The 17,774-nt window shown below is 32.4% G+C and carries 19 protein-coding genes; 1 reads left to right on the top strand and 18 read right to left on the bottom strand.

The annotated features are described in order from the left end of the window. Positions 1-31: 31 nt before the first annotated feature. The 18 genes from ytfJ to IKZ35_00280 all read right to left on the bottom strand — a co-directional run bounded on the left by ytfJ (position 32) and on the right by IKZ35_00280 (position 16,134). Complete coding sequence (ytfJ, locus tag IKZ35_00195; protein MBR4892385.1) at positions 32-469, bottom strand: GerW family sporulation protein; 438 nt, start codon at positions 467-469, stop codon at positions 32-34. A gap of 22 nt (positions 470-491) precedes the next feature. After that, positions 492-1,127 (bottom strand): SMC-Scp complex subunit ScpB, encoded by a 636-nt coding sequence (gene scpB / locus IKZ35_00200; GenBank protein ID MBR4892386.1) that lies wholly within the window; start codon positions 1,125-1,127, stop codon positions 492-494. Beyond that, the gene (locus IKZ35_00205) at positions 1,127-1,858 is read right to left on the bottom strand and encodes a segregation/condensation protein A (GenBank protein MBR4892387.1); all 732 of its coding nucleotides are present in this window, start codon (positions 1,856-1,858) and stop codon (positions 1,127-1,129) included. The genes scpB and IKZ35_00205 overlap by 1 nt, the downstream gene beginning before the upstream one ends. A gap of 2 nt (positions 1,859-1,860) precedes the next feature. Continuing rightward, on the bottom strand, positions 1,861-2,526 hold the full coding sequence (locus IKZ35_00210) for a site-2 protease family protein (protein ID MBR4892388.1): 666 nt from the start codon (positions 2,524-2,526) through the stop codon (positions 1,861-1,863). Further along, positions 2,523-2,804, bottom strand: a complete 282-nt coding sequence (locus tag IKZ35_00215) for a hypothetical protein (protein ID MBR4892389.1) — start codon at positions 2,802-2,804, stop codon at positions 2,523-2,525. Before IKZ35_00215 ends, IKZ35_00210 begins: the two co-directional genes overlap by 4 nt. Position 2,805: 1 nt before the next feature. Further along, on the bottom strand, positions 2,806-3,012 hold the full coding sequence (locus tag IKZ35_00220; protein ID MBR4892390.1) for a DUF1858 domain-containing protein: 207 nt from the start codon (positions 3,010-3,012) through the stop codon (positions 2,806-2,808). Positions 3,013-3,145: 133 nt separating this feature from the next. Next, positions 3,146-3,421 carry a zinc-ribbon domain containing protein gene (locus IKZ35_00225; protein ID MBR4892391.1) on the bottom strand — a complete coding sequence of 92 codons (276 nt, stop codon included), beginning with the start codon at positions 3,419-3,421 and terminating at the stop codon, positions 3,146-3,148. Positions 3,422-3,537: 116 nt separating this feature from the next. Then, positions 3,538-4,155 carry a sigma-70 family RNA polymerase sigma factor gene (locus IKZ35_00230; protein ID MBR4892392.1) on the bottom strand — a complete coding sequence of 206 codons (618 nt, stop codon included), beginning with the start codon at positions 4,153-4,155 and terminating at the stop codon, positions 3,538-3,540. A gap of 181 nt (positions 4,156-4,336) precedes the next feature. Then, positions 4,337-4,972 (bottom strand): TIGR03936 family radical SAM-associated protein, encoded by a 636-nt coding sequence (locus tag IKZ35_00235; protein ID MBR4892393.1) that lies wholly within the window; start codon positions 4,970-4,972, stop codon positions 4,337-4,339. Beyond that, positions 4,956-6,803 (bottom strand): TIGR03960 family B12-binding radical SAM protein, encoded by a 1,848-nt coding sequence (locus IKZ35_00240; GenBank protein ID MBR4892394.1) that lies wholly within the window; start codon positions 6,801-6,803, stop codon positions 4,956-4,958. The genes IKZ35_00235 and IKZ35_00240 overlap by 17 nt, the downstream gene beginning before the upstream one ends. Further along, positions 6,796-7,290, bottom strand: a complete 495-nt coding sequence (locus IKZ35_00245) for a QueT transporter family protein (protein MBR4892395.1) — start codon at positions 7,288-7,290, stop codon at positions 6,796-6,798. Before IKZ35_00245 ends, IKZ35_00240 begins: the two co-directional genes overlap by 8 nt. Before the next feature lie 58 nt (positions 7,291-7,348). Next, positions 7,349-8,659: a methylenetetrahydrofolate--tRNA-(uracil(54)-C(5))-methyltransferase (FADH(2)-oxidizing) TrmFO gene (gene trmFO, locus IKZ35_00250; protein ID MBR4892396.1), complete on the bottom strand. Its 1,311-nt coding sequence runs from the start codon at positions 8,657-8,659 to the stop codon at positions 7,349-7,351. Further along, positions 8,646-10,760: a type I DNA topoisomerase gene (gene topA, locus IKZ35_00255; protein MBR4892397.1), complete on the bottom strand. Its 2,115-nt coding sequence runs from the start codon at positions 10,758-10,760 to the stop codon at positions 8,646-8,648. The genes trmFO and topA overlap by 14 nt, the downstream gene beginning before the upstream one ends. Before the next feature lie 13 nt (positions 10,761-10,773). Next, positions 10,774-11,913: a DNA-processing protein DprA gene (dprA, locus tag IKZ35_00260; protein ID MBR4892398.1), complete on the bottom strand. Its 1,140-nt coding sequence runs from the start codon at positions 11,911-11,913 to the stop codon at positions 10,774-10,776. Continuing rightward, the gene (locus IKZ35_00265; GenBank protein MBR4892399.1) at positions 11,903-12,748 is read right to left on the bottom strand and encodes a prolipoprotein diacylglyceryl transferase; all 846 of its coding nucleotides are present in this window, start codon (positions 12,746-12,748) and stop codon (positions 11,903-11,905) included. The genes dprA and IKZ35_00265 overlap by 11 nt, the downstream gene beginning before the upstream one ends. Positions 12,749-12,775: 27 nt before the next feature. Further along, positions 12,776-14,065, bottom strand: a complete 1,290-nt coding sequence (locus IKZ35_00270; GenBank protein ID MBR4892400.1) for an insulinase family protein — start codon at positions 14,063-14,065, stop codon at positions 12,776-12,778. Positions 14,066-14,075: 10 nt separating this feature from the next. After that, positions 14,076-15,317, bottom strand: a complete 1,242-nt coding sequence (locus tag IKZ35_00275) for an insulinase family protein (GenBank protein MBR4892401.1) — start codon at positions 15,315-15,317, stop codon at positions 14,076-14,078. After that, entirely contained in the window at positions 15,295-16,134 is an 840-nt protein-coding gene (locus tag IKZ35_00280; GenBank protein MBR4892402.1) for a phosphatase PAP2 family protein, read from the bottom strand. The genes IKZ35_00275 and IKZ35_00280 overlap by 23 nt, the downstream gene beginning before the upstream one ends. Positions 16,135-16,280: 146 nt before the next feature. Here IKZ35_00280 and IKZ35_00285 point away from each other — a divergent pair, with 146 nt between their 5' ends. Next, positions 16,281-17,765, top strand: coding sequence for a DUF1846 domain-containing protein (locus IKZ35_00285; GenBank protein ID MBR4892403.1), 1,485 nt, complete (start codon positions 16,281-16,283; stop codon positions 17,763-17,765). The last annotated feature ends 9 nt before the right edge of the window (positions 17,766-17,774 follow it).

Genomic DNA, 17,774 nt, shown 5'->3' on the forward strand with positions numbered 1-17,774 from the left:
TTTTATATGTATATGAATGGGCAAAAGTTAATTATTCCACATCAAATTCTTTATCAAAATCGCTCTGGAATTTAATAGTTTCTTCTTTTTTGTCTTTTTTGATTAGTTCCTTAAATTTTGTTAAAATTTCAGGAATCATATCTACAATTTTATCGGTAGCAGTAGATGCTGATGACATAGAAATCAATCTTACATTTGTTCCGTTAACCACTAAAAATGCAACAGGAGTAATAGAAACCCCTGCGCCGCTGCCTCCGCCGAAATTAGACTGAAGACCGCCTTCTTTAACAACAGGACTGCCAAATTCACTGCCCCCTGCGCAAAAACCGAATGCAACTTTTGATACAGGAATTATAACTGTACCGTCAGGAGTAGTAACAGGTGTTCCTACAATTGTGTTAACATCTACCATTTCTTTAATATTCTGCAATGCTGTACTCATTATTCCCTGAATAGGATGTTCTGCCATTTTAAGCACCTCCGTATGTAAATTATATAAATGACGGATCAGTTACTTCTTCATACTCTCCGTCTTCCATTCTTTTCTCAAGTTCATCAAATGTAACATTATCTTTATTAGGGTCAGTTTCCATTCCAAGTTCGGATAAGTCATCATTAAGATTTGGCATTTCATCTAAAGAAGTCAGACCAAAGCATCTTAAAAATTCGTCTGTTGTACCGTATAAAACAGGTCTGCCCGGTGCATTGAGTCTTCCTCTTTGCTCGATAAGTTCTCTTTCTAAAAGTTTTGCAAGAGAGTGAGAAGAGTCTACCCCTCTTACCTTTTCAATAGCCGCTTTTGTAATAGGCTGATTATATGAAATTATAGAGAGAACTTCTAAAGTCGCAGGAGATAACACCTGCTTTTGTTTATGGGTTACCATTCTTACAACAGCATCAAAATACTCCGAACGGGTTGTAAGCTGATAAGAATTTTCGAGTTTTATAAGTTTTATGCCTCTTCTTTCATAATTGTATTCGTCAAGCATTTTAGGCATAAAGGCTTCTAATTCGTCCATTGGAATTCCAAGAGCCTCTGCAAGTTTATCTGTTGATACAGGGTCTCCCGCAACGAATAAAAGAGCCTCAATAGAGTTATATAACTCTTTATCTTCCATTCCTAACATTATTTTTCTTCCTTTAATGTGATATACATATTATCACCGTATTTTTTAACTGTAATTTTGCTTAGTTTAATAAGTTCCAGCACTCCAAGAAAGGTTACAATTATCTGCGGCCTTGTAGTGCAGGTTGTAATAAAGAGTTCATCAAACTCTACTTTTTTATTTTTTGATAAATGTTTAAGTATTATATCAATTCTGTCTTTAAGATTAACCTCTTCTCTTGCAACAATTCCCACAAAAGATGTTTTAGGCGGCGGAAGTTTTCTCTCTATTCTGTCCACCACATCCTGAAAGGCATTGACAAGGTCAACAAGAGATACATCCAAATCGTCATTATTATATTTAATGCCCTTAACTTTTGCACGGGGTTTAACAAAAGAAAACCTGCCGATATCTTCCCTTTCTTTTAAGAATTCAGAAAGTTCTTTGTATTTCTGATATTCCAAAAGTTTTGCCACAAGTTCTGTACGAGGGTCGATTACCTCACCGTCATCATTTTTTTCAACAGGAAGAAGCATTTTTGATTTAATATATAAAAGTTCACTTGCCATAACAAGAAATTCGCTTGTATAGTCAAGGTCCATCTCTTTCATTTCGTTAACATATTTTATATACTGCTCGGATATTTCCACAATCGGTATATCATAAATGTTAACTTTATTTGCTTTTATTAAAAACAACAGTAAATCAAGAGGCCCTTCAAATTCATGGGTTTTAAAGGTAATCTGTTCCATTTTTATAAAAATACTCCTACTAGTTTCTCAAGGACTGATATAAGATTATTAACGCCCGTATAAACAATTTTATCAAGAACTCCAACATATACCAATATCAAAGAAAAAATCATCATATATCTGTCATAAGAAAGTATTTTAAAATACAGTCTGTCGGGCAGAAACGCATAAAATATCTTTGAACCGTCAAGAGGCGGCAAAGGTATAAGATTAAATATTGCAAGCATTGAATTAACCTGAACCATCTGCCAGGAAAAAAGCACTACATAATAAGCAATATTATAAGTTATATCCGAGTTAAACTCCACATTTACCAATATGCGAACAACACTTAAAAATATAAAGGCAAGAATAACATTGGTGCATGGCCCTGCAAGTGCAGAATAAACCATACCGTGCTTTTCATTTTTAAAGTTTCTTGAATCAATAGGCACACCTTTTGCCCATCCGAAACGGAATACTATAAAAAAGAGTATTGCATAAAGGTCAAAGTGTTTAACGGGGTTAAGAGTGAGTCTTCCGCTGAATTTAGCAGTAGAATCCCCCAATTTATATGCGATATATCCATGAGCAAATTCGTGAAACGATATGGATATAAAAAACGCTACCAATGATAAAATAAGTACAATTATATACTCTAAATTAAGAAGATTTTTAAAATCTATCACGGATCCATCTCCAAAGCTTCTTTAAGCCAGTATTCAGCAAGGTCAAGAGCAACATACAAACTGTCTCTTTCTGCTTTTTTAATTGGCTTGAATTTTAAATTGCCACAGTTCTGATTAAGTTTAATACTAAGACTTAACGGAATTTTAACTCCGTTTTCCTCTTTTTCTGATAAAATTTCAATAATAGAAATATACTTATCGGAAAAATCTCCGTAATAAATCATATTGCCACAACGTGAAAGAGGCTTATCCTTATATGTCAACATTTTTTCTGTCAATTTATTTTGCCCCCTTTTCTAAAAAATCATTTATTTTACTAACCAATAAATCGCAGTCTGCATCGTGAACTTCACATGCTTCTTCGATAGTTTCGCTGGTTGCAGAAGGGCAACCTAAACAATGCATACCGATTTCTAAAAAGAAAGGTGCAAGGTCTGCATCTAATTTTAAAACGTCTGCGATAATTGTATCTTTTGTTATTTTCATTTTATTCACTCCATTTACACATTATTATTTATTATTATACTACAAGTTACATAGTAAATGCAACATTTTTTTAAAACAAAATGAATAATGCCCTGAGGGATAATTCTCCCGCAGGGCTTAAACATATTTTTAATTATTCAGCGCTTTTTTTGCTGAAACATTCGCTGCAGTAAACTGGTCTGTCATCTCTTGGAATGAACGGAACTTTTGCTTCTCCGCCACATTCTGCGCAAACTGCTGTGTGAAGTTCTCTTTTTTCACGGATGCTTGCTTTTCTGGACACTCTGCAATCTTTGCAACGAACAGGTTCATTTTCAAAACCTTTCTCAGCGTAGAACTCCTGTTCTCCTGCTGTAAATACAAATTCGTTTCCGCAATCTTTGCAGATAAGTGTTTTGTCTTGATACATAGTTTTCTCTCCTTAAAAAATAGAAATATTGTTTAGTCCAGCGTCCGGAATCGAACCGTCTCCTCCATTAACCACAGTAAAAAAATACCCGCGAAAAACAGCACTCTGCCAATGAGCTACATGGACATATATTGATTTTTTATAACTTCCATCTTCTTTTTGATTCTCTGAATCGCATTGTCGATAGATTTTACACTTTTACCTGTAATTTCTGAAATCTCTTTATAACTTAAATGCTGATTATATAAAATCAAAATATTAAGTTCAAGTTTACTCAAAGATTCATATAAAAGTTTATTAAGCTGATTAAAAGTTTCATTGTTTATATAAATCTCTTCAGGATTGATTTCTTTTTTATCCTCATAATATTCCATAGAATCTCCGTCGTCATCCTCACAAAATTTAGGAGCATGAAGGGATATGGAAGAATTAAGCGGTATATGTTTCTTCCTTGTAGAAAGTTTAAGAGCAGTCTGCACCTGCCTTTTTATACAAAAAGATGCAAAAGAAGAAAATAAAACCCCTTCGCTAAAATCATAATCTCTTATCGCTTTAAAAAGGCCAATCATACCTTCCTGAACGAGATCATCTTTATCTGCACCTGCAAGGTAATATTTATTGGATAAACTCCTGATATAACTTCTGAACTCATCAAATATTATCTTAAGACAATCATTATCGCCTGACTTTGCACCATTGATTATTTCAGGATTGTTAACACCTTTGTTTTCCACTAAAACACCTACCACTTGTTTATCATACATATTATACATTACAAAGAATATTATGTCAAACATTTTTTATTAAAATTGTCAAAAGCACTAAGAGAATTTCTTTGTTTTTGTGCAAAATATACAAAATATTACAAAAATCTCCATAAAATGACTTTTATGGAGATTTTGATTTTTAATATTTTTAAAAAATTTCACCGTTTTCGGATATAAGATATTCCCTTACAATTCTTACATTTGATATTTTGATATTATCAATATGTTTTTCCATGGCTTTTAAAACAAGTTGCGGGTTAAGATTTTCGCTGCTTCCTGCTTTTAATTTAAGTTTTAATACAATTTTGTCTTCCACTTCATAACTTAAAAACAGAGGCTTTATATCAACTTCTTTTATACCCTTTTTAGTTTTCTTTTCTATTAAAATTTCATCCTGTCTTAAAAAGTTAATTATTTCGTCTTTATCCTTATTGGTATCAATTTTTACAGTATACATAGCAGCACATAAAGTATTAAACTTTAAAGAATCATCAGTTGTTACATCGCATATTTCTATTCCCAAAGGCGAAACTTCTCTAAGATTTTTTAAAACTTCTTTGGTATCATATTCGCCTTCTATAACAATATCGGCACAATCGTTTAAAGTTTCTGTTCCCACTGATGAAGGATGCAAAAAATTAAGAAGAATATGCGGGTTAAACCCCTGAGAATAAGAGGGTGTAAGCATACTTCTCATAAGCATTCTGTTAAAGGTTCTTAACAGGTCAAGATGAGAAATATATTTTGCATCTTTAGTTTTATTAAACTTAATTCTTAGATTCATTTAAGCACTCCTTACACTCACAAAGTTTTGTAACGCCGCACCCTGCACACTTTTGTCTGCAATTAGGGGTTGTTACTGCCTGTTTTGCCTTTTCATTTTCTTTCATTAAAAAGTTTTTGGTAACGCCCACATCTATAAAGTCCCAAGGCAACACTTCGTCATAACTTCTTTCTCTGTGGTTATAGAATGAATAGTCAATATTATTATCCTTAAAGGCTTCCATCCATAAATCATACTTAAAATGTTCATTCCAGCCATCAAGTTTACATCCTTTTTTATATGCATCAATAAGAACCTTAGATAATCTTCTATCCCCTCTTGCAAATACGCCCTCTAAAATTGAAAGGTCAGCATCATGCCAGTTATAGTTAATAAGTTTAGACTTCATTTCGCTTTTTAAGATATCCTGTTTTCTTCTTAGTTCATCCATAGTGTCCTGCGGTGCCCACATAAACGGAGTAAACGGTTTAGGAACAAAAGAGGATGTGCTTACTGTTATTCTTGCACCTTTTGGTCTATTCATTTTATCTATGCTATAATATGTATCCTGAACTTTATATGCAAGGTCTTTTATACCCACAATATCTTCATCTTCTTCATACGGAAGACCAATCATAAAATAAAATTTTACACTGTTCCATCCGTTTTCAAAAATAAGTTTAGATGTTTTTAATACATCCTCTTCGGACACATTTTTATTTATTACATCTCTCATTTTCTGAGTACCTGCTTCAGGTGCAAAAGTCAAAGATGTTTTTCTTACTTTCTGAACTTTATTTGCAAGTGGCAAATTAAAATTATCCACTCTTAATGACGGAAGACAGAAATTGATTTTTCTATCATCTGTATATTCCATCAATTTATCAGTAAGTTCATCAAGTTTAGTATAATCACTTGTACTAAGAGAACATAATGATACTTCGTCGTACCCTGTTGATTTTAAAGAATTTATGGCAATATCCACTAATTTTTCAGGTGTTCTTTCCCTTACAGGTCGATAAATAAAACCTGCCTGACAAAATCTGCAACCTCTTATACAACCCCTGAATATTTCAAGAGTTACTCTGTCATGAACTATCTCTGTATAAGGCACAATTATTTCTTCAGGATGAGGTAACATATCAAAATTTTCAACCACTCTTTTTTCAATTACTGAAGGTACATCAAAAAGAGTTGTTCTTTTATCTATTGTTCCGTCTTCTTTATATGTAACATCATAAAATTTAGGAACATATACTCCCTTTATGTTTGCAACTTTTAATAAAAATTCATCCTTTGATAAATTCTCATTCTTACAATTTCTATATAAATCTATAATCTCCTGCCAAACTTCTTCCCCTTCTCCTACCATAAAGAAGTCTACAATATCTGCTAATGGCTCAGGGTTAACTGCACAAGGCCCACCTGCGCAAATAATCGGATGCTTTTTTCCCCTTTCTGAAGATAAAAAAGGTATGCCTGATAAATCAAGCATTGCAAGAAGATTTGTATAACTCATTTCATACTGCAATGTAAACCCTAACATATCAAATTCATAAAGACTGTCTTTTGATTCCAATGCGTAAAGAGGGATATTGTTTTTTCTCATTACTTCTTCCATATCTGTCCATGGCATAAAACTTCTTTCACACCATACATCAGGTATATTATTAAGAACGTGGTATATACATCTTAAGCCAAGATGAGACATACCAATTTCATATGTATCAGGAAAACAGAATGCAACACGGATATCTACATCATCCTTGTTTTTTACCACACTATTATATTCTCCCCCAACATAACGAGACGGTTTTTCCACTTTGTCAAGATATTTTTCAATATTAATCATTAAGAATTTCTCCTATTTTCTTATGTTTTAATATAAAGTTTATAAAAGGGATACCGAGTATATATGTTACTATCCCTTCCCCTAATGCAACACTTAGCATACATAAAAATATATTTACTGTATTAAATGCAATAAAATGCAGATATCCTCCTACTATAACACCGTTAAACAACACAGGGAACAAAGCAACCAGCCATTTGTTTTTTCTAAAATAATAAGAACAGATTGCTGCAAGAAAAGTTGCCAGTGTTCCAAAGATTACATCAATTATTCCTGCACTGCCTGTAAATGACATTCCTATATAGTTGGATACAAAGCATCCAAGAGTTAAGCCAAAAACAGAATGTTTGGAAAAAGCAGGAAGCACTGTAAGAACTTCTGATACTCTTAACTGAACTATTCCGTAACTTATTGGTGCCAATGTTAAAGTCATAGCACAATAAAGGGCAGCCACAACTGCAGTTTTAGCAAGATTTTTAATATTCATTTTTATTCACTCCTTAGTTTTGTTTATAGACAGGATGGTTTCGAACTGTCTTTAATTTTTATATTAAATTATTTTTAATTTTTTCTTCAATTTCCAAAAGTGCTCTTTTTGAAATTTCAAGATTTTTTTCCTGTTTACCTTTAACACGGTAACCAAGAGGGTTTATAATGCCAAAATTTATATTCATCGGCTGAAATTTCTCTACTGTTTTATTTGATATATAATTTGAAAGTGCACCTATTGCGGTATCAGAAGAAAACTCACTTATTTCTTTACCGTTTAAAAGCCTTGAAAGATATATACCTACTAAAAGACCACTTGCGGCAGATTCGACATATCCTTCAACGCCTGTAATCTGACCTGCAAAATATATTTTATCATTATTTATAAGTTTATAATGATTATCAAGAACTTTCGGCGAATTTATAAAAGTGTTCCTGTGCATTACACCGTATCTTAAAAATTCTGCATTATTAAGCCCAGGAATCATAGAAAATACTCTTTTTTGTTCATAAAACTTAAGATGAGTCTGGAAACCTACAATATTATACATTGTGGCTTCTTTATTATCCTGCCTTAACTGAACAACAGCGTAAGCATCTTTTTCCATGCTTTCACTTCTTAAGCCAACAGGTTTTAAAGGCCCGAATAATAGTGTGTTATACCCTCTTTTTGCCATAGTTTCAACCGGCATACACCCTTCAAAAACAACCTCTTTTTCAAACGCTTTAAGTTCCGCACATTCGGCATTTATAAGTGCTTCATAAAAGGCATCATATTCTTCTTTTGTCATAGGGCAGTTAATATAATCTGCATCCCCTTTATTATAACGGGAGCCTTTAAACGCTTTGGACATATCTATTGAATCATAAGAGACAATAGGTGCTGCGGCATCGTAAAAATAAAGGTCATCGCTTCCTGTAAGTTTTTTGATATTTGAAAAAAGCTTGTCCGATGTTAATGGTCCTGAAGCAATAACTGTATATTCATCTTCATCTATTTCTTCTTTTTCTTTATAGATAACATTGATATTAGGATGTGATTTTATTTTATTGGTTATATACTCTGAAAACTTTTCCCTGTCTACTGCAAGTGCTCCTCCTGCAGGAACCTGATTTATGTAGGCACTCTCTATTACAAGAGAGCCAAGCATTCTCATTTCTTCTTTTAAAAGGCCGACTGCATTACTTAAAACATTGCCTCTTAATGAATTACTGCATACAAGTTCACAAAATTTATCAGAAGAATGAGCCGGAGATTTTTTCTCCGGCTTTTGTTCATATAAATTAACTTTTATATTTTCGTTTGCAAGTCTAAACGCTACTTCGCATCCTGCAAGACCTGCCCCGATAACATTAACTGTTTTCATTTTTTGCATCCTTTTTTGTTTTCTTAGAAAGGGAATTTTCACATTCCTGATTTGAGCAATACAGTTTAGAGCCTCTTCCATAACGCTTTTTAACCATTATATTTCCACACACTTCGCATTTATCGTTTGTCGGCTCATCCCATGTCATAAATGAACATTTAGGGTTATTTTCGCAACCGTAATACTTTTTGCCCTTTTTACTTTTCTTTTCAAGAATTTTGCCTTCACAAACAGGGCATTTAACATCTTTTACTTCGCTTGTTATCGGTTTTGCATTTTTACACTGAGGAAAACCAGGACATGCTAAGAATTTGCCGAATCTTCCAGTTTTTATAACCATTTTTCTTCCGCATTTTTCGCATATCTCATCAGATTCTTCGTCTTGTATTTTAACTTTTTCTATATTCTGCGCTTTATTTAAAGTTTCTTCAAAATCACCGTAGAATTCTTTTATAATTTCAACCCAGTCAACATTACCGTTTTCAATACTGTCAAGTTTTTCTTCCATCCCTGCAGTAAATGAAACATCGACTATATCGGCAAAGTTTTCTTTCATAAGGTTGGTTGTAATTCTTCCAAGTTCAGTAGGTTTAAGGGCTTTACCCTCTTTTACAACATACTCTCTTTGAAGAATTGTGCTTATTGTAGGGGCATAGGTGCTTGGTCTTCCTATACCGTATTCTTCCATTATCTTTATAAGCCCTGCTTCGGTATATCTTGACGGTGGGGCTGTAAAATTCTGCTTATCATTTAATTTTAAAAGTTCAACTTCTTCGCCTTTTGTAAGTTCAGGAAGAATCTGTGAATTTTCTTCATCTGATTCATCATCCGTACCCTCAATATAAAGTTTCATAAACCCGTCAAATATCATTTGAGAGCCTGTTGCTTTAAGGGTTAAATTATCTGCACTAACATCAACCATAGTTGAATTAAACAATGCATTTACCATCTGGGATGCAACAAATCTTTCCCAGATAAGTTTATATAGTTTATACTGGTCATTTGTCAGAGAGTCTTTAACAAACGCCGGTGTAAGAAACACATCTGACGGTCTTATTGCTTCGTGAGCATCCTGAACATTACTGTTTTTTAATTTATATTCATTATATCCTTTAGGTGCGTACTGAGGTCCGAAGTTACTCATTATATAACTTACACACGCTTTTTTTGCTTCGTCTGATATTCTTAGGCTGTCTGTTCTCATATAGGTAATTAAACCTATAAGGCCTTTTCCTTTTATATTTATACCTTCATATAAAGTCTGGGCAACAGACATGGTTTTTTTAGAGGTGAAATTAAGTTTTCTTGATGCTTCCTGCTGAAGTGTACTTGTTACAAACGGAGCAGCAGGTTTTCTTATTTTTTTGGTTTGCTTTATACTGTTTATAACATACTTTGCATTCTTTAAAATTTCAAGAACTGCTTTTGTTTCCTGTTCATTTTTAAGTGTAAGTTTTTTTCCGTCTTTTTTTTCTAATCTTGCTGTGAAAAATTTATTTTTTGATGATTTAAGTTTGGCATTTACTGTCCAGTATTCTTCAGGTTTAAACTTTTCAATTTCTTCTTCCCTGTCGCAGACAATTCTTGTTGCAACCGACTGAACTCTTCCTGCGCTAAGACCTTTTCTTATTTTTTTCCAAAGAAGAGGGCTTAATTTATAACCTACTATTCTGTCTAAAACTCTTCTTGCCTGTTGGGCATCAACTAAATCTTTATCTATTGTACGAGGGTTTAAAACAGCGTCGGTTACCGCATTTTTTGTTATTTCGTTAAATGTTATTCTTAGCATCTTACTATCTTCAAGTCCAAGGATACTTGCAATATGCCAGGATATTGCTTCTCCCTCACGGTCAGGGTCGGTAGCAAGATACACTTTATCTGAAAGTTCTGCTTCTTTTTTCAAGGTTTTAATAAGTTCGCTCTTACCCTTTATGGCTTGATATTTAGGAGTAAAACCTCTTTCTATATCAACGCCCAGAGTTTTCTCAGGCAAATCTCTTAAATGCCCCATAGAAGCAAGAACACTAAAATCTTTACCCAGATATTTTTCAATTGTTTTTGCCTTTGCTGGAGATTCCACAATAACAAGATTTTTTGACAATTTGTACACCTCTTTATATATTTAAGATAAATCTGTTTCCGACAACAGATTTAACTACACCTTTAATTTCTAACATAGTTAGCGCTGAAAGCACATAACTTACGGGAAGTTTTGATTTTTTTGAAATTTCGTCTGCAGTAGTTTCGTATGTTTCCAAAGATAATGCGACCTCTTTTTCAACAGGAGTAAGGTCGGTAAACTTAGAAATAAAATCTTCTTTTTTAAAAGAATTATTATATGTATTTTCACTAAAAGTTTTTATAATATTTATACTTTCAAACATTCCTTTATATTCATCTAAAATGTCTGTTGCATCCAAAGTAAGTATCGCGCCCTCTTTTATAAGTTTATTTGTACCCATACCTTTTACATTATCAGGAGAACTTGGAACTGCAAACACATCTCTGCCTTGTTCCAAGGCAAAGTTAGCAGTAATAAGAGAGCCACTTTTATTACCCGCTTCTACCACTAATGTTCCAAGAGATAAGCCACTTATAATTCTGTTTCTTATTGCAAAATTTGAAGGGTTAGTAACACTTTCGGGCGGATATTCTGAAATAACACATCCGTTATAGAGCATATAATCGTATAAATATTTATTTGATTTAGGAGAAGGCTTATCTATTGAAGAGCCTAAGACAGCAACTGTAGGTTTATCTATACTCATTGCTCCAAGATGCGCATTAGCGTCAATACCAAATGCCATACCACTTATAACAAGAGCGTTATTATACGCAAGTTCGCGTGATATCTTTTTGGCAATGCTTATTCCATATCCTGATGGTTCCCTTGTTCCTACAACTGAAATACACAAAAGATTATCAAAATCAAAAAACATTCCTCTGTGGTATAAAACAACAGGGAAATCACAAATATTTTCAAGCCTTTTAGGATAATTATCCTCGGCATAACAGATTATATTATAACCGTTAGTTTCACATTTTTCAACAATTTTCTTTGCAGGTTCCAAATCTTTATCAAGAAGTTTTATAAAAGAAACCTTATTAAGATACGGTATTTGCTCTAATTCTTTTTCTCCCATACTATATATTATTTCTGCATCGGGAACTTCTTTTATAAGTTTTCTTATACATAAATTATTAGGAGGGGTTTTTAAAGAAAGCCACACCCAATATAAAACATTACTTTTCATTTTTTACCCTTTTTTTATACATTATTATATAGAAAACAACACCGACAATAATTGATATTAGACCAACCAGTTGAGATACTCTTATATTGAAAAAATAAAGACTGTCAGTTCTTAGTCCCTCTATAAACACTCTTCCAAGTCCGTACCATATAATATACAATATAAAAATCTCAGAGTCAAACTTTTTCTTTTTGGAATAATTATGTAAAATAATTATTCCAATTATATTCCATAGAGACTCATATAAAAAGGTTGGATGAACGGGCATTAAAGGGTCAACATCATATCCTTTAAGTTTAAGAGAAGATAGATAACTTATTGTTTCTTCACTAATCATTCCCCACTTTAAAGTAGTGTTACTTCCAAACGCCTCCTGATTAAAAAAGTTTCCCCATCTGCCTGTTGCCTGTCCTATAAGAAGACCGATAACACATATATCAAATATCTTATAAGGCGATATTTTCTTTGATTTTAGATAAATAAAAACTGTAACAACCGAGAAGATTATTGCTCCGTATATTGCAAGTCCTCCATCTCTTAAGGCAAAAATCTTCATTGGATTATTAACATAGTTCTGCCATCTGAATATTACATAATAAAGCCTCGCTCCTATTATGGCAGACGGAATACCCCACAGGAGTATATCAGTAAAAATTTCTTTATCTATTCCCTCTTTGCTGCCCCTTCTTATACAGTATAAATATGCAAGGACTATGCCCAATGTTATTATAACGGCATACCAATATATATCAATTCCTATAATACTTTTGGGAATTGCCACTCTGTTTATATTAAATGATAGACCAAGGCCCGGGAATTTTACAACATTTTCCACAATTTACACTATCCTTTTTTTAATCTTTTATTCCTTAGGTAAAATAATGGATGTAACAAACATATCTTCATTAAACAGTTCGTTAAATCTTTCTATTATATCATCATAGGTAATACTTTCATATACATCTAAAAAGTCAAACAAGTCAACCTTTAAGAAAAAGTTTGAAGCAAAGGCATTACCGATAGATTCAATATTGTTAAATGATTTTATATACTTACCGTACATAAATTTTTTGCATCTTAGAAAATCTGATTTATTAAATCCTTCTTCTTTAATTCTTTTTGCTTCTTTTAATATTTCTTCTCTTACCTTTTTAGGCTCAGGCGATTCTCCCGAAAACTGTACAAAAGAATAATCACGGTTTATGGTTATATCGTCATAGAAGGTTTCATTTATAAGCCCCTCGTCATACATTCTTTTATATAATGGAGAACTATCCCCTGCAAAAAGTTTTACTATAATTGATGTTATAAGATTTTTCTTTGCCAACTCTTTTCCTAATATTATTTTTGAGTTATCCTTATACCCCATAGAAAATATAGGCATTGAAACCTCTAAGTTATCTGTTATTTCCTTTTTATTTATGTTCTCAGGCTCGTTATATTCTTTCTTTATTGCATTAAAGTCCTTTTCTTTTACCGGCACACATTTATCTAAAATGTCAGAAATATTTTCCACATCAAAATCCCCTGCTATAAAAAGCACCATATTCTGCGGATGATAAAAGATATTGTAGCAGTAGTAAAGAAGATCTTTATCTATTTTTGATATGCTTTCTACCGTTCCTGCTATATCTCTTCTTATAGGATGCTCACTGTACATCGCTTTTAGCATATTGAACATAACTCTCCAGTCAGGGTCGTCATCATACATTCTTATTTCCTGACCTATTATTCCCTGCTCTTTTTCTACATTCTCTTTAGTAAAGTAAGGAGAAAAAACATAATTTAATAAATGCTCTAAATTTTCATTAAAAAAGTCGGTTGACTGGAAAAGATACGCTGTATTGTTAAATGACGTAAAAGCGTTTGCATTTGCGCCATACAGGGAAAATTTATCAAAGGCATTTGTTCCGTCAGGCTGTTCAAACATTTTATGCTCAAGAAAATGCGCTATTCCGTCAGGAATTTCAATAAATTCTTTATGCTCATCATCTTTAAAACATACATCATTTGACCCGTATCCTGTTGATAATATAGCATAGTATTTGGAAAAACCCTTTTTAGGAAGTGCCACTACATTAAGCCCTGATTTATGGACTCCCTTATATATTGCTTCATTTAAAAATTCGTTTTTTATTTGTGAGAAAATCATTCTGCTACCTCTATTCGTGTTTAGTTAAATAATAAACTGTGTGAAGTTTAACATTGTTTGCAACATCTGTAATATCCTTTTTTGAAATATTATTTACACGATGTATATATTCGTCTATATCGGTTAAATTTCCGCTGATAAGTCCGTTTAATATATAGTTTTCATAAGAGAACAAACTGTCATTTAACGATTTTAAACTGTTTATTACCGATTTTTTAGATGCTTCTATTTCCTCATCGGATATATTTCCTTTTCTTAAATCGTCAAGCTGGGCTAAAATTTCATCATATGCTTTTTTAAAGTTTTCAAATTCTACTCCTGAATTAACTTTCATTATACCTTTAAAATTATCTATTCTTGAATATGCATAATAGCACAGGCTTAATTTTTCCCTTACATTGTTAAACAGTTTTGAATGTGCTCCGCTTCCATACACACTGTTAAATACTGACAGGGCATATTTATTATTTTCCCCTAAGGTAAAGCCCATACTGATTTTACCCTGATTTACATCAAACCCTTCTTTTTCTTCTCTTACTTCTTCTCTCTCTTCCATAAGATTACATTCAGGATAATCTACATTTTTATCAGGAAGGTCTAAACCTTTGATTCTTTCGGTTATATCAGAAAATGAAGTATTGCCCATAACAAAAATATCAATTCTTGATGAGTCTATTACTTCTTTATATCTTTTATAAAGTTCTGTTGGAGTGATATTTTTTATTTTTTCTATATCTCCGTATTCAAAAACAGAATAGTTATCCCCTTTGCACATAAGTTGTGTGCTTCTTAAGTTTGCGTATTCTTTCTTATCGTTAATAAGACCTTCGATATAGTTTATAAGATTTTTCTTTTCTCTTTTAGTATATTCACTGTTAAAGCCACCGTCTTCGGTTAAAGGGTTAAAGATAACATCAAAAATAAAATCAAATACTTTATCTTTATAATCGTTGTCTTTTATATACGCATCTGATACAAATTCAAAACTAAATCCTATAATATGGTCTTCCCCTTTTTTTCTTATACTGCAGTCAAACATACCTCCATATAACTCTTCAAGAGTGTTTGATATATCGACCATATCTTTATGATTTTTACTGCCCATTTTCATAACATAAGGTAAAAGCGCATTATAAGATGCAGTTTCTTCGCTAAGTTTATTATGAAAATAAAAACTTACGGTAAAAGTTTTGAATTTATCATTTTTTACTTTTACAAGATTGATTCTGTTATTTATTTTTTCTATTATCATTTTCAATAATCCTTTCTGTGATTTTAAAAAGCCAAGGTGCAGGAAGTGTAACCCATAAACCTATTAAAAAATATTTTAAAATATCAGGCGAGAAAATATATATAAGTGCAATTCCTGATATTCCAATTATAAAGTTTATTACTTTATATTTTGTTTTTTGTGGAATTTTATAATCAATGTATTTATTTTCTATTAAAAAACCTGTTAAAACCCCAAAATATATACTTGTAATCTTAAAACTGTCTTCATTTTTAAATACAAACATTCCTATTATTCCTAAAATAAGAAATAAGAATGCAAGATAATATTTTTTACTTTCAATTATCTTATCAATTATATTCCCTAAAACCTTTACAAAAGTTATGCCTAAAATAAAGCCTACACTTACATCCAAAATACTGTGAACTCCAAGATAAACCCTTGAAAAACAAATCATTAAAACAAGAATAAGTGATGGAATAAAAACTTTGGATATACTAAAGTATCTGGCAAATGAAAATAAAAAGGAAGAAGAAATCTGGGAATGGTTACTCGGAAAAGAATATCCGTAGCCATATTCTATATCCTTATTTATTATCTTGGAATTTTTAACATACGGTCTTTCAACCTTAAAAATGTCTTTTATAATAAAATTAAACTGCATTCCGTTTAAGAGAATAAAACCAATTTTTATTCCTTTTTCCTTATTTATACACCAGTAAATAACACACAGGGTAATAACAAGGGGAATATCGGTTATAAGATTTGATATGGTTATAAAAATAAAGTCCCAAAAAGGACTGCTTATACTTTGTAAAAACAAATTAATTTTAAGCATAACACACCACCTTATATTTAATATTACCATAAGTTAACATTTTTTTAAAGTATTTTTTTATTTACAAAAAAATATAAAATAATACTTTAAAATTCTTTTCGTTTATGATATAATCTATAAAGATATACAAAAGGGGTACTTTTATAATGAATAAATCAGGATTTGACAATAACAAGTATTTAAAAACTCAATCTGAACAAATAAGAAAAAGAATTGACCAGTTCGGTGGAAAACTTTACCTTGAATTTGGCGGTAAGATATTTGACGATTATCACGCTTCAAGAGTTTTACCCGGGTTTGAGCCGGACAGTAAAATAAGAATGCTTCAGAAGTTAAAAGATGATGTTGAAATAGTTATAACCATTAATGCTTCTGATATTGAAAAAAACAAAATAAGAAGTGATATTGGCATTGCATATATTGACGATGTTTTAAGGCTTATTGATGTTTTTTCGTCTATGCAGTTATATGTTGGAAGCGTTGTTATCACAAGATATAACGGTCAACCTGCGGCAGACGATTTTATCAGAAAACTAAACATTCTCGGTGTTACCTGTTATAAGCATTATCCTATAGAAGGATATCCGTCCAATGTTGCCCACATTGTAAGCGATGAGGGGCTTGGAAAAAACGATTATATTAAAACTACCCACCCTCTTGTTGTTGTAACTGCTCCCGGCCCCGGAAGCGGTAAAATGGCAACCTGCTTAAGCCAACTGTACCACGACTGTAAGAATGGTATAAAATCAGGATATGCAAAATTTGAAACATTCCCTGTGTGGAATTTGCCTTTAAATCATCCTGTAAACCTTGCATATGAGGCTGCAACTTCAGACCTTAACGATGTTAATATGATTGACCCGTTCCACCTTGAGTCGTACGGAAAAATCGCAGTTAATTATAATAGAGATGTGGAAATATTCCCTGTGCTCAGCACTATTTTTGAAAAAATACAGGGTGAATCTCCATACAAATCGCCTACTGATATGGGCGTTAATATGGCAGGAGACTGCATAATAGATGACGAAGTTTGTAAAACTTCCTCCAAAATGGAAATTATAAGAAGATATTTTACTGCAAAGGTAGATAAAATCAAGGGTAAAAACAATGATAATCAGGTTTCCAAACTTGAACTTCTTATGAACCAGTCAGGAATTACTCCGAAATTCCACCCTGCAGTATCCGTTGCTCTTAAAAAAGCAAAAGAAACAGGTATGCCTGCAGGTGCGATGGTTTTACCTAATGGAAAAATTGTTACAGGAAAAACATCAAACACTTTAGGTGCTGCATCTGCTCTTATTCTTAACGCATTAAAAGAATTGGGAAGTATAGATTCAAGCCTTGAACTTATTTCGTCCTGCGTTCTTGAGCCTATATGCAAATTAAAAACCAATGATTTAAAACATCAAAACCCAAGGCTTCATACTGACGAAATTCTTATAGCGCTTACAGTTTCTGCGCTTACCGACCCTACTGCAAATCTTGCAAAAGAGCAACTTTCAAAACTTAAGGGAAGCGACGCTCATTTCTCGGTTATTATAAGCGAAGAAGACGAAAAAATTCTTAAGCGTTTAGGAATTAACGTAAGTTACGAAGCATTATATGAAAGCAAAGGATTATATCATAAATAGGAGATATAA

Source organism: Clostridia bacterium, assembly GCA_017554615.1.
Lineage (GTDB): Bacteria > Bacillota > Clostridia > UMGS1840 > HGM11507 > SIG450.

Bases quoted from the DNA above. Each gene is read 5' to 3' on its own strand.
- ytfJ (MBR4892385.1), bottom strand. From the start codon at position 469: ATGGCAGAACATCCTATTCAGGGAATAATGAGTACAGCATTGCAGAAT.
- scpB (MBR4892386.1), bottom strand. From the start codon at position 1,127: ATGTTAGGAATGGAAGATAAAGAGTTATATAACTCTATTGAGGCTCTT.
- IKZ35_00205 (MBR4892387.1), bottom strand. From the start codon at position 1,858: ATGGAACAGATTACCTTTAAAACCCATGAATTTGAAGGGCCTCTTGAT.
- IKZ35_00220 (MBR4892390.1), bottom strand. From the start codon at position 3,012: ATGAAAATAACAAAAGATACAATTATCGCAGACGTTTTAAAATTAGAT.
- IKZ35_00225 (MBR4892391.1), bottom strand. From the start codon at position 3,421: ATGTATCAAGACAAAACACTTATCTGCAAAGATTGCGGAAACGAATTT.
- IKZ35_00235 (MBR4892393.1), bottom strand. From the start codon at position 4,972: ATGAATCTAAGAATTAAGTTTAATAAAACTAAAGATGCAAAATATATT.
- IKZ35_00240 (MBR4892394.1), bottom strand. From the start codon at position 6,803: ATGATTAATATTGAAAAATATCTTGACAAAGTGGAAAAACCGTCTCGT.
- IKZ35_00245 (MBR4892395.1), bottom strand. From the start codon at position 7,290: ATGAATATTAAAAATCTTGCTAAAACTGCAGTTGTGGCTGCCCTTTAT.
- trmFO (MBR4892396.1), bottom strand. From the start codon at position 8,659: ATGAAAACAGTTAATGTTATCGGGGCAGGTCTTGCAGGATGCGAAGTA.
- dprA (MBR4892398.1), bottom strand. From the start codon at position 11,913: ATGAAAAGTAATGTTTTATATTGGGTGTGGCTTTCTTTAAAAACCCCT.
- IKZ35_00270 (MBR4892400.1), bottom strand. From the start codon at position 14,065: ATGATTTTCTCACAAATAAAAAACGAATTTTTAAATGAAGCAATATAT.
- IKZ35_00275 (MBR4892401.1), bottom strand. From the start codon at position 15,317: ATGATAATAGAAAAAATAAATAACAGAATCAATCTTGTAAAAGTAAAA.
- IKZ35_00280 (MBR4892402.1), bottom strand. From the start codon at position 16,134: ATGCTTAAAATTAATTTGTTTTTACAAAGTATAAGCAGTCCTTTTTGG.
- IKZ35_00285 (MBR4892403.1), top strand. From the start codon at position 16,281: ATGAATAAATCAGGATTTGACAATAACAAGTATTTAAAAACTCAATCT.